The sequence below is a fragment of the uncultured Corynebacterium sp. genome, assembly GCF_902782855.1.
In the GTDB taxonomy this organism is placed as follows: domain Bacteria; phylum Actinomycetota; class Actinomycetes; order Mycobacteriales; family Mycobacteriaceae; genus Corynebacterium.
In genome coordinates this window covers 1-11,784 of record NZ_CACZOO010000057.1, presented here as the reverse complement: position 1 = coordinate 11,784, position 11,784 = coordinate 1, and the positions used below count along the sequence as shown (strand labels likewise).

Here is an 11,784-nt window from a genome sequence, read left to right as displayed (position 1 = left end):
CCAGGGCTTCAGCCATCCGTCGCTCGCGCCTGTCCGGCTGTTCCACCGTTTGTGACCAATACCTCGCAGACATCAGCGGCCAGTCGATGAACCCGTCATCCACTGGATCAGAAGGATTGAACTGACGAAATGCGGCCACAGCCTTACGCGCGTTCCGATCTGTAAGGATAACGCTATGGTCGAGTTCATGAAGCCGTTCCAACGAGCTCTGAAGGTAGATCAGTCGATGAGTACCTCCCGTATATGAAGGGACGTTGCCCTTGGAGATCGAAAACATCATCGGACTACGCGGGGCAAAGTAGAAGGGCACATAGTCTGCGACCACACCGCCGGTAGCGATTGGCACACGCCGGGTCCTTCGCCCGTCTTTGATTTGCCGGTTCCCAACCTCGTTGGTCAGGAAACCATTTCCCTGCACAACAGAATCAGCAAGTAGTCCGTGCCTGATCAGCGAAGGTAGATGATCGACATGCGTGAAATGTAGGACTTGCGTTGGGATTTTCCTGGCAGCCACCGCCCTGTCACTCTCCTCACTCGATCTCATCAGAAACGCTGCCTTCATGGACAGCTCCGGACCTGGCTGACTGTCGGACATCAGTCGCCCGGCCACTGTAGCCACTGTAACTCCCGAAGGATAGCAGGCGAACGCGACGCGGAGGCGTGCCTCTACCCGACCTGCCCCACAAGACCCCCAACAACAAAACCGCCCGCCCCGTGCACGAAGCACAGGAGCGGGCGGTCAGCTCACCGGGGCGCGAACACCCCGGAGGCAGAAGCCGAGTTACTCGGCCTTCTGGCCGGCCTTGAACGGGAAGCCGAGCTCGCGCAGCAGGGCGCGACCCTCGTCGTCGTTGGCGGCGGTGGTGACCACGGTGATGTTCATACCGCGGGGACGGTCGATGGAGTCGACGTCGATCTCGTAGAACATGGACTGCTCGGAGAGACCGAAGGTGTAGTTACCGTGGCCGTCGAACTGCTGGTCGGAGAGGCCACGGAAGTCGCGGATTCGCGGCAGGGCCACGGTCAGCAGACGGTCCAGGAACTCCCACATGCGGTCACCGCGCAGGGTGACGCGGGCGCCGATGGGCATGCCCTCGCGGAGCTTGAAGTTCGAGATGGCCTTCTTGGCGACGCGGATCTGCGGCTTCTGACCGGTGATGAGGGTCAGGTCCTTGATGGCGCCGTTGATCAGCTTGGAGTCACGGGCGGCTTCGCCGACACCCATGTTCACGACGACCTTGGTCACGCCCGGGATGAGCATGACGTTGTCGAAGGTGAACTCGGTGTTGAGCGCGTCGCGGATCTCGGACTTGTAGCGGGCCTTGAGGCGCGGAGTGTAGTTCTCGCTCATTAGATGTCCTTCCCGTTACGGCGCGAGACGCGGATCTTCTTGCCGTCTTCGTCGAAGCGGTAACCGACGCGGGTCGGGTTACCGTCGGAGTCGAGGACCATCACGTTGGAGACGTGGATGGGGGCCTCCTGGGTGACGATGCCACCGGACTCGGCGCCACGCTCCGGAGCGGAGTTGACGACGTGCTTCTTGATGCGGTTGACACCCTCGACGAGGACCTTGTCGCGGGTCGGGTAAGCCTCGATGACGCGACCCTTGGCGCCCTTGTCGGGGCCGGAGATGACGAGGACGTTGTCGCCCTTACGGATCTTCATGAGTTAGAGCACCTCCGGGGCGAGGGAAACGATGCGCATGAAGCGCTTGTCGCGCAGCTCGCGGGCCACCGGGCCGAAGATGCGGGTACCGCGCGGGTCGGTGTTGTCGGCGCCCTTGATGAGGACGGCGGCGTTCTCGTCGAACGAGATGTAGGAGCCGTCCGGACGACGGGTCTCCTTCTTGGTGCGGACGATGACGGCCTTGACGATGTCACCGGCCTTCACTGCGCCACCGGGGGTGGCTTCCTTGACGGTGCCGACGACGATGTCACCGATGCCGCCGGAACGTCGGGTGGATCCGCCGAGCACGCGGATGACCAGGATTTCCCGGGCACCGGTGTTGTCGGCGACCCGCAGACGTGATTCCTGCTGGATCACTGGAGTCTCCTTGTAGACCTAGTAGTTCTGTGTGCGTGTGGATTTCCGTCCCGCACGCACCGGTCTGTGCCTTGTGTGCGGTCCGTGGGTGTGTCGCGTCCCGGAGGTCTCCGTCTCTTCCCTGTCGGGGGATTCGGACACAACGGGCCGCACCCGTGGGACCACAGGCAACCGCCCAAGTATGCCACCGGCGGTGGCGGGGACCAAATGTCCGCCGGGAGGACGCCCCGGGGGACGCTTCCCCGGCACCGTCGGCAGCCGGCGCAGCCTCACGCGGGGGCGAGGGGAGCCCCCACCCGGCGGCCGGTTTTCACACCCCCGGCCGTAACACCGGTGCCCGCTCGGGCGATGCCACGCCTGAACAGCGCTTTTACACTTCCTTGGCACCGTTACTATGTGGGTCGTCAGCAACTGCCGACTACCCCCGTTCCCACCCCTTGTGACACACATCACGGTGGTTTCTTCCCGTGACCTGGTTGTAACATTCGGGGAAACGTCGCGTTAACAAGCCTCCGGGCAGCGACGCAATCCCCCCTAGTGACGTAAAGGACATCTCACATGACCATCAAGAAGAGCCTGCTCGCGGTCGCCACCGCCTCCGCCGTCGCCATCGCCGGCACCGGTGTCGCCAACGCTAAGGACGGGGACCTGCCCGCCAACCACCAGGGCTCCTCCGACGCATCCCTGGAGAACAGCAGTGAGAACCTGCTGGGCCAGCTCGAAGACACCTTCGGTTCTTACGATGATGACGGTTTCAACATCCAGTTTGCCCTGGAGTCTCTCCTCTCCATCGCCGCTGTCGGCGGTGCAGTGGCCGGCTCCATCACCGTCCTGCCGAAGCTCGACGGTGCGATCAAGGACTTCCAGGAGTGGCTCGGCCAGTACACCGGGCAGGCGGCCGCCCAGGACGCCGAGTAGTCCCCTCCGGAAACCACTCCCGCAGCCAGACTGCGGACACCTCGAAACCCCCGCGACACATCGCGGGGGTTTTCTCGTCTCCGTTACCGGCAGATGTCGCCCGCGGGACACCTGGGTAACGGCCGGAAGTCGCTGATGAACGGCAGATTTCACACACGTTCACCGGCGAACACGGTGTGCGTGTTCTTCGGGGCGACAGGGTCCCGGAACGTTGTTAGGTTCTTCCACGTCCGGCGGATCCCCCCGCCACCGGATGTCGGCCGACCGGCCGGCGCCCAGCCTCTGTGACCCCGAAGGATCGCCCTCATGACCATCAAGAAGTCCCTGCTCGCCGCCGCCACCGCCACCACCGTCGCCATCGCCGGCGCCGGTGGCGCCAACGCCGCTGAGCTGCCCACCGGCGGCAACGGCTCCAGCACCTCCTCCCTCCAGGACGCCGAACTGAGCGACCAGTTCGACCACGCTTTCGGTTCCCAGGACGCCGCCGGCAAGTTCAACCTCGAGCAGGCCGTCCAGGCGCTCCTCGGCGCCGCCGTCGCCGGAGGCGCTGTCGCCGGCTCAATCGCGGTCGGCCCCGCCATCTACGATGCCGTGAAGGACTTCCAGGGAATGGTCGACGGCATCACCGCCGACACCCAGGCCTTCATCGAGTCCTTCCAGTAGACACCCCGTGGAACCCCCGGGTTCCGCTCCCCGGCCTACTGCATCTCCCGCGCCGCGTCCCGCGCGACCACCCGTCTCCCCGACCGGGAGGCACGTCAGCCCCGACCGTTGTTCACCGGCCGGGGCTTTCCCACGTCCCCGACCGGCAGACTCCACGATGGTGGACAGCCCCCGCACAGTCCACTACGGTGATTTCCGGACCTCACATCCCCCCTCATCCTCTCCCAGGAGCTCTCCCATGCACGCCAAGAAATCTCTCCTCACCCTCGGTACGCTCGGCACCCTCAGCGCCGTCACCCTCGCCGGAGCCGGTGTCGCCACCGCCGACGACGGTGTCGCGGACACCGAGGGCTCCGCCGTCCTCGGCAGTATCCAGACCTCCACCTCCGACGGCGCCCTCGATCCGTCCGGTTCCATCGACGCCCACGGATTCTTCAACCAGTTCTGGAAGCCCGGCGAAACCGGCGTCATCGACGGCCAAGGTGCCGTCAACATCCTCACCGGTGTCGCCGCCGCAGCCGCCTCCGTCGCCACCATCGCCGGCGCCTACAACGCCGTCGTCTCCGCCTCCGACACCTGGCAGGGTGTCGTCAACGACACCCTCGGCTTCCTGGCCCGGCAGGGCATCGTCCTGCCGAACTAGGGTCCTGCCGAACTAGGGTCCCGCCGAACTAGGGTCCCGCCGAAGGCACTCCGCCCCGCACGGCCACCCCACCACCCCCACGTGAGATCCACGGAAACCTCCGACCCCGGCCACCCGGCCGGGGTCCTTCCGTATGCACCTCACCACCGCAGGGACACCACAGGGACACCGCAGGGACACCGCATCAGAAGCACCGTCCGCCCCTCCGTTGCAACCCCGGCACCCCGTACGTAAGGTTAACCTGTCCTGCAGTCGACGAAAGGGCATGACGCACCCATGACCACCGGTACGACCACCGGGGCCGCCCACGGCAACCCACCCGGTACGACCAGTCCACACACCGGTGGCCGCGGCGTCCCCTCCGTCACAACCACGATCCGGCGCAAGCGACTCGCCGGACTCGCCGGACTCACCGTCCTCCTCGGCATCGGCTTCGTCCTCAGCCTCGCCCTCGGCTCCCGCAACATCCCCCTCGACGACATCTGGGGACTGCTCAGACAGGTCCCCGGCGCCCTCGGCACAGACGACATCGACAACACCGACCTCCAGGTCATCGTCGAGTACCGCTGGCCCCGCACCCTCATCGGCATCCTCGTCGGGGCCGCCCTCGGCGTCGCGGGCGCCCTGATCCAGGGTCACACCCGCAACCCCCTGGCCGACCCCGGCATCCTCGGCATCGCCTCCGGTGCCGCCCTCGCCGTCGTCATCTCCTTCGCCCTGTTCAACGTCTCCGGCACCTGGGCCACCTCACTCTGGGCCTTCGGCGGTGCCTGCCTCGCCACCACCGCCGTCTTCGCCCTCGCGTCCTTCTCCGGCGGCAACGCCAGTCCGATGACACTCATCCTCGGCGGAGCGGCAATGAACGCCGTCCTCCAGGCCGTCATCTCCGCCTTCGTCCTCACCGACTCCAACAACCTCGACCGGATGCGCTTCTGGACCGTCGGCTCCATCGCCGGACGCGACATGGCCATCTTCTGGACCGCCCTGCCCGTCATCCTCATCGGCCTGCTGCTCGCCGTCATGACCGGGCCGACACTCAACCTGCTCAACCTCGGCGACGACGTCGCCACCGCCCTGGGCGTCAACACCGGACGTGCCCGCGTCCTCGGCATGGTCATCATCGCCCTGCTCGCCGCCGCAGCCACCGCCGCCGCCGGGCCGATCAGCTTCCTCGGCCTCGTCATCCCCCACCTCGTGCGCTCCCTCACCGGCCCCGACTACCGGTGGATCCTGCCCTACTCCGCCCTCGGCGGCGCGGTACTGCTGATCTTCGCCGACGTCCTCGGCCGCGTCATCACCCGGCCCGGCGAACTCGAGGTCGGCATCGTCCTCGCCTTCGTCGGCGCCCCGATCTTCATCTGGATGCTCACCCGACGCAAGGTGGTGGAACTGTGAGCGCACACAGCACACCCGAGGCACCCGGCGTACCGGGCACACCAGGCACACCGGGCACACCGAACGTACCGGGCACACCGGGCACAGCCGGCACCCGCGGCATCCGCCGCTACGTCTCCGGCGCACGCGTCCCCGCCCGGCCCGCCTTCCGCGTCGGTCCGATCTCCACGGTGTGGCGTCCCCGCCAGTTCTTCGCCACCATCGGCATGGTTGCCGTCCTGCTCATCCTCGCCGCCGTCTCCCTCGGTCTCGGTGACTACCCCATCAGCCCCGTACGCGTCGCCGAGATCCTCGTCACCAACGGCGGCACCCGCATCGAACACCTCGTCGTCTTCGACTGGCGGATGCCACGCACACTCACCGCCGTCCTCGTCGGCTCCGCCCTCGGCCTCTCCGGCGCACTGACCCAGTCCGTCACCCGCAACGCCCTGGCCAGCCCCGACATCCTCGGCATCACCACCGGCGCCTCCGCCGCCGCAGTGACCGTCATCGTCCTCGGCGGTGGATCCACCGGCATCGTCGGCTGGCTCTCCGACGTCGGCATCCCCGTGGCGTCCCTCATCGGTGCACTGCTCACCGGCGCGGTGATCTGGACACTCGCCTACCGCCGCGGCGTCGACCCGTTCCGGCTGGTGCTGGCCGGAATCGTCATCTCCGCCCTGCTCGCCGCCTTCATCAACTTCCTCATGACCCGCGCCGACCTCGACGACGCCGCGTCCGCCCAGATGTGGCTCGCCGGGTCACTGAACTCCGCCGACTGGTCACGGGTGCGGCCCGTCTTCATCGTCGTGCTGCTGCTCACCCCCCTGTTCGTGTGGATCACCTTCCAGCTCTTCGCCAACGTCCTCGGCCCCGACGTCGCCAAAGGCCTCGGCCAGAACGTCACAGTCGTCCAGGCACTCCTGCTCGTCCTGTCCGTCATCCTCGCCGCCATGGCCGTCGCCGCCGCCGGACCCATCGGATTCGTCGCCTTCGTCTCCCCGCAGATCGCCCGCCTGATCTGCGGACGCGACACCCCGCCCCTGGTGGCGTCCGGCATGTTCGGTGCCACACTGCTCCTCGCAGCGGACATCGTCACCCAGTCCTGGCTGCCCGTCGAACTGCCCGTCGGGCTGCTCACCTCCGCCGTCGGCGGACTCTTCCTCATCTACCTGCTCATCACCACCAACCGGAAGACCACGACCTCATGACGCACCCCCACTCCATCACCGCCGCCGACCTGCGCGTCGGCTACACACCGGGCACAGCGGTCATCCCCGACCTGTCACTGACCGTCCCCGGCGGACAGGTGACCACCATCATCGGCCCCAACGGCTGCGGCAAATCCACCCTGCTGCGCGCCATCGGACGCCTCATCCCCACCCAGGGCGGCACCGTCCACCTCGGAGGAACCGACATCGGCACGATGCGGCGCAAGGACATCGCCAAGACCATCGGCGTCCTCCCCCAGACACCCGTCGCCCCGCCCGGACTCCTCGTCTCCGACCTCGTCTCCCGGGGACGCCACCCCCACCAGTCGTGGATCCGGCAGTGGTCCTCCTCGGACGAGGAAGAGGTGATGGCCGCCCTGGAGATGACCGACGTCGCCGACCTCGCCGACCGCCCGGTGGACTCCCTGTCCGGCGGCCAGCGTCAACGCGTGTGGATCTCCATGGTGCTGGCCCAGCACACCGAGGTGCTCTTCCTCGACGAGCCGACGACCTACCTCGACCTCGCGCACTCCATCGAGGTACTCGACCTGGTCAACCGGCTGCGCCACGACCTGGACCGTACCGTGGTGATGGTGCTGCACGACCTCAACCTCGCGATCCGCTACTCCGACAACCTCGTCGTCATGCGCGACGGCGCCCTCATCGCCACCGGCACACCCGACACGGTCATCACCTCCGAACTGCTGATGGACGTCTTCGACCTCGACGCCACCGTCATCGAGGACCCGGTGGTCGGGGGACCGCTCATCGTGCCGAACGACCCCCACGGCATCAAGGGCCGGAAGGTCCGGAACTGACCCGTGACAACTCTCCCCGCGTCCGCCGTCAATGACACGGACCTGCGCACCCACCCCAACCGTGAGGAGTCCGGCGGTGCGCGCCTGGTGCGTGTCACCGTGGCCGCGGTCTCCGATGTCGCGCCGAACCTGCGTCGGCTGACGCTGAGCGGGCCGGGGCTGGCGTCCCTCACCCTGACCGGGCCCGACGAGTACCTCGGACTGCTCATGCCGGCGCCCGGGCAGACCGTGCCCGAGCTGGAGGCGGAGGGGATGAACATCCGTGCCGCCGTCGCCGCGCTGGACGAGTCGGAGCGGCCGGGGCTGCGCTGGTACACCGTGCGTCACTTCCGGCAGAGTGCTGGCGGGGTCGGTGGTGCAGTCGCTGGTGCAGACGGTGGTGCAGGCGGTGGTGAAAGCGGTGGAGCTGCCGGTGAGATCGACATCGACGTGGTGATGCACGACGACCACCCCGGCCCCGGAGCCCGGTGGGTCTCCGGGGCCTCGGTCGGGGACGACGCGGCGATCTGGCTGTGCAACGCGATCTGGATCCGGCACGCCTCGCGTCCCCTGTTCGTGGCGGACGCCTCCGCGGTGCCCGCACTGCGCGCCATCCTCGAGTTCACCGAGGACCACCACCCCGATGACCTGGTGAAGTACCACGTGCGGGTCGTCGCGCACTCCCCCGAGGAACTGGAACCCGGACTGGCCGAGGAATGGACCGAGCGGGTCGGGTCGCTGTCCATCCTCTACGTCACACCCGGACTTGAGGCGGAGGCGGTGTGCGATGCACTGCGCCGGGACCGTGGGGCCGGGCACCCCGCGGCGTCCCCGGAGTACCTGTGGGCGTCCGGTGAGGCGGGGATGACGAAGGCGGTGCGCAAGATGGCCGTCGACGAGTGGGATGTCGACCGGGACTTCGCCGACTGGGTGGCGTACTGGATCGAGGGCCGGCCGCGGCCGTAGGCTCAGGGCCTTCTCCGCCTTCTCCGCCATCAGTGTGGCTCCCCGCGTCCTCGGTCTGCTCTATCTCCTCGCGGATACGACTCGACAGGGTGGTCTGGAGCGCTCGAACCACCCTGACGAGTCGTTCTCGCAACTGACCTGCGCTCCATGCGCCAGGTCGAGTGCCGTGGGTTGGTCTCGTCGTCAGATTCCACCCCTGAGCGCCCGACCCGGCTCGAACGCCCGACCCCGCCCCGCTCCATCCTACCCAACCCTGCCCAACCCGACCACGCCCTGCCCAGTCACCCGGACCAGCCCTACCCAACCATGCAGCGACCAGTGCCGAGCCCCACCCCATGCCCCACCCCATACAGCTACCAGTACCGTCACGCGGAAATCAGGTACCTGCAGACCGCGTGACGCTTCTAGTAGCGACCGTGCAGCCCCCTCGGTTCTGGTAGCTACACCCCATCGGCCTCAACCACTCCCCCTCAGCACCCGGTCGTGCACCATCCCCGCCTCACCCCTTCCCTGGAAACCTGCCAGGGCTCAGGCAGTCGCCTCGAAGTGGAGCTGCAGTCCCAGAGCATGGGAGACCTTCACGACGGTGTCGAAACTCGGGTTCCCCTCGGCGGAGAGAGCCTTGTACAGACCCTCTCGACTCATGCCGACCCTCCGGGCCAGCTCACTGATGTTCCCGGACCTGGCGATTGCGCCCAGCACCCTGGGAACATCGGACGAGTCCCCGTCCTCCAGGGACGCCTCCAGGTAGGCGGCGGCGTCCTCCAGACTGCTGAGGTAGTCAGCACTGTCGAAGGCGCTGAACTGTTCACGTGTGGCGTTCACTGTTCCTCCATTCTTGGGCGATGCGGTGGGCACGATCGTCAGCTTGCAGGTGGTAGACCCGGTATCCGGGACCATACCGGTGCGCAGCCCAGAGGCCCATGAATTCCACACCCACCCCCACAACCTAGTGCCCCGCCAGCTCCCGCCAGTGCGTCGCCGTCAGCTCGTCGTCAATGACGGTGTGCTTGCCCGCCAACACACCGAGCACGCCCATGAGCACCGCGATGATCGCCAGGACGATGAGGATCCCGTCCCACGACCCGACCCGGTCATGCACCACACCCAGGATGAACGGCCCCAACCCGGCGATGAAGTAGCCCACCGGCTGGACGAACCCGGACAGTCGCGCCGTCACCAGCGGAGCCCTCGACCGGGCCGGGATCAGGGCGATCGCCGTGGGGAAACAACAACCGCCGATGCCCAACAGCACCGCCCACAGCAGCGGCACGGTCCCCGGCGCGAGCCACAGCCCCACATAGCCCAGCCCGGTCAGTGCGGCGAACACCGCCGGGAAAGGACGCAGGTCAGGCACCCTCGCGATGATGCCCGGCATGAACAGTCCGCCGACGATGCTCAGCGCACCGATGATGCTCAGCCCGATGGACGCGGTCGCGGAGCTCACCCCGTTGTCCGTGTAGATCTTCGGCAACCACCCCATCTGGATGTAGGCGTTCATCGCCTGGAGCCCGAAGAACAGCATGAGGAACCGGGCGGTCGGCGAGCGCCAGAGGGAGGTCTCGCGCAGACGACGCATCGTCTCCGCGTCCTCCGGCATCCCGGCCGTCGGCCCGGCGCCGGGCACGTCGCGACCCACCCGTGGCAGGACGAACGCCCACACCAGCACCTGCGCCACAGCGAGGAAGGCCCAGATGAACAGCGCCCACTTCCAGGCGTCCGCCCCGGAGAACCACATCGCCGACAGTGGGCCGAGCGCGCCGGAGACCCCGAGGCCCGCGGAGTAGAGCGTCATGAGGACGACAGCGTGGCGTCCGCCATGGGTCTTCACCCACGCCGGCAGCAGCACGTTACCCAGTGCGATACCGCCGACGACGCACGCCGTGAGCACGAGGAACACCGCCACATCACCGACCCACGGGCGCACCGCGAGGCCCAGAAGTGTCAGCAGCATCCCGCTGAACAGGGCACGGCTCAGGCCGATGCGCGTGGCCAGGGGCACGGCGGCCAGACCCATGATGCCGAAGAACACGCCCGGCATCGCGGTGATCGCGCCGGCGAGCGAGCCGGACGCGCCGAAAGCGCCGAGCACGTCATCGAGGACCGGGCCGAGTGAGGCGATCCCGGTGCGCAGATTCACCGCGGCGACGGAGACGGCGAGGAGCAGGACGAGCAGGGGAAGGTTCTTACGCACCCGCCCAACGTACCCGGATCCGGTGGAGGACGCCCCGCTGATCGTCGTGGAAGTTGTCGTCCGTGGCGATGAGCAGGACGCCAGGCTCACCCGGCGCCCACGCCATCGCCTCAGTGTTGCCGACGGTGGTGTGACCGATCAGGGCGCCGAGGTCGACGGCGAGCTCCCGCTCCAGGAGGTCTGGGGCGGAACCCTCGGTACCGGACCCCTCAGTGCCGGACCCCTCGGTGCCGGCCCCCTCGGTGAGTGTGGTGCGCCAGATCACCGATGAGTTGCCGCGGCCGGCGGTGTAGCCGCGCTCGAGGACGAGGAGCTGGTCCGGGTGTTCTGGCACGGAGAGGATCTCGGAGATGCCGGTGCCGGGCCAGGTGTACTGCGTGGTCACCGCACCGTCGTGGACCGTGATGACCGGGTGATCGTGGTTGTCTGGTGCGGCCTCGGTCGCGGTGATGATGCGTGATGTGTCGGCTATGCTGTCGCCGGTCCCTGTGACGGCGAGGCCTTCGAGGCCCTGGTTGCGACGGATGTTCTCGCGGATGTTCTCCGGCACCGGCAGTGTTTTTCGCGCGCGACCCGTCCGGTCGGCGACGGTGAGTGTGGGGATGCCCTCGGAGGTCCAGACCAGGGCGGCGTCCTCCCCTGTGCCATTGTCGAGGCCGGCGAGTCGGATGCTCTCCGGGTCGACGGTGCCCGGCCGGTACGGGACGCCGCGGGTGTCGGTGAGCACGATCGGTGCACCGACCTGCCCGGTCACCGGATCGAGGTCGTAGGCGCGGACCGGGCCGCGCTGCCCCGGGTCGTCACTGACGGCGATGCAGCGGGTGGCGTCACAGTCGATGCCGGAGATTCCGCCGACGGGGACGTGTGCGTAGATGCCGTGGCGGGTGGCGTCGGACGCGGTGATGTCGACCGTGCCCAGGTGCTCGACCCGGGGGGTCGGACCGGTGGCGGTGGCGGTGGACTCGGCAGTGGACT

The 11,784-nt window shown here is 67.7% G+C and carries 14 protein-coding genes; 7 read left to right on the top strand and 7 right to left on the bottom strand.

Going from position 1 to position 11,784, the window contains the following annotated elements:
- The 4 genes from QZV72_RS02455 to rplN all read right to left on the bottom strand — a co-directional run.
- Nucleotides 1-610, bottom strand: a 610-nt coding sequence (locus tag QZV72_RS02455; RefSeq protein ID WP_297004830.1) for a DUF4433 domain-containing protein, incomplete at its 3' end; no start/stop codon positions are given.
- Nucleotides 611-781: 171 nt separating this feature from the next.
- Complete coding sequence (gene rplE, locus QZV72_RS02450; RefSeq protein ID WP_297004827.1) at nt 782-1,351, bottom strand: 50S ribosomal protein L5; 570 nt, start codon at nt 1,349-1,351, stop codon at nt 782-784.
- Nucleotides 1,351-1,665: a 50S ribosomal protein L24 gene (rplX, locus tag QZV72_RS02445; protein ID WP_297004824.1), complete on the bottom strand. Its 315-nt coding sequence runs from the start codon at nt 1,663-1,665 to the stop codon at nt 1,351-1,353. The genes rplE and rplX overlap by 1 nt, the downstream gene beginning before the upstream one ends.
- Before the next feature lie 3 nt (nt 1,666-1,668).
- Nucleotides 1,669-2,043, bottom strand: coding sequence for a 50S ribosomal protein L14 (gene rplN / locus QZV72_RS02440; RefSeq protein WP_297004821.1), 375 nt, complete (start codon nt 2,041-2,043; stop codon nt 1,669-1,671).
- 558 nt (nt 2,044-2,601) lie between these two features.
- Between rplN and QZV72_RS02435 the strand changes: the two genes are divergently transcribed.
- From QZV72_RS02435 to QZV72_RS02405, 7 genes are all read left to right on the top strand, one after another.
- Nucleotides 2,602-2,961, top strand: a complete 360-nt coding sequence (locus QZV72_RS02435; protein ID WP_297004818.1) for a hypothetical protein — start codon at nt 2,602-2,604, stop codon at nt 2,959-2,961.
- A 306-nt stretch (nt 2,962-3,267) separates the two neighbouring features.
- Nucleotides 3,268-3,624: a hypothetical protein gene (locus QZV72_RS02430; RefSeq protein WP_297004814.1), complete on the top strand. Its 357-nt coding sequence runs from the start codon at nt 3,268-3,270 to the stop codon at nt 3,622-3,624.
- A 238-nt stretch (nt 3,625-3,862) separates the two neighbouring features.
- Nucleotides 3,863-4,267 (top strand): hypothetical protein, encoded by a 405-nt coding sequence (locus QZV72_RS02425; RefSeq protein ID WP_297004812.1) that lies wholly within the window; start codon nt 3,863-3,865, stop codon nt 4,265-4,267.
- A gap of 276 nt (nt 4,268-4,543) precedes the next feature.
- Entirely contained in the window at nt 4,544-5,662 is a 1,119-nt protein-coding gene (locus QZV72_RS02420; protein ID WP_297004809.1) for an iron ABC transporter permease, read from the top strand.
- 101 nt (nt 5,663-5,763) lie between these two features.
- Nucleotides 5,764-6,852: an iron chelate uptake ABC transporter family permease subunit gene (locus QZV72_RS02415; RefSeq protein ID WP_297004833.1), complete on the top strand. Its 1,089-nt coding sequence runs from the start codon at nt 5,764-5,766 to the stop codon at nt 6,850-6,852.
- Nucleotides 6,849-7,670, top strand: a complete 822-nt coding sequence (locus QZV72_RS02410) for an ABC transporter ATP-binding protein (RefSeq protein ID WP_297004806.1) — start codon at nt 6,849-6,851, stop codon at nt 7,668-7,670. The genes QZV72_RS02415 and QZV72_RS02410 overlap by 4 nt, the downstream gene beginning before the upstream one ends.
- A 3-nt stretch (nt 7,671-7,673) precedes the next feature.
- The gene (locus QZV72_RS02405) at nt 7,674-8,615 is read left to right on the top strand and encodes a siderophore-interacting protein (protein WP_297004803.1); all 942 of its coding nucleotides are present in this window, start codon (nt 7,674-7,676) and stop codon (nt 8,613-8,615) included.
- Between the two features lie 528 nt (nt 8,616-9,143).
- On the opposite strand, the gene QZV72_RS02400 is transcribed toward QZV72_RS02405, so the two are convergent.
- From QZV72_RS02400 to QZV72_RS02390, 3 genes are all read right to left on the bottom strand, one after another.
- Nucleotides 9,144-9,440 (bottom strand): addiction module antidote protein, encoded by a 297-nt coding sequence (locus tag QZV72_RS02400; protein WP_297004800.1) that lies wholly within the window; start codon nt 9,438-9,440, stop codon nt 9,144-9,146.
- A gap of 124 nt (nt 9,441-9,564) precedes the next feature.
- On the bottom strand, nt 9,565-10,809 hold the full coding sequence (locus QZV72_RS02395; RefSeq protein WP_297004797.1) for an MFS transporter: 1,245 nt from the start codon (nt 10,807-10,809) through the stop codon (nt 9,565-9,567).
- The coding region (locus QZV72_RS02390; protein WP_297004795.1) for an esterase-like activity of phytase family protein at nt 10,802-11,784 on the bottom strand (983 nt) is incomplete at its 5' end. The genes QZV72_RS02390 and QZV72_RS02395, both read right to left, overlap by 8 nt.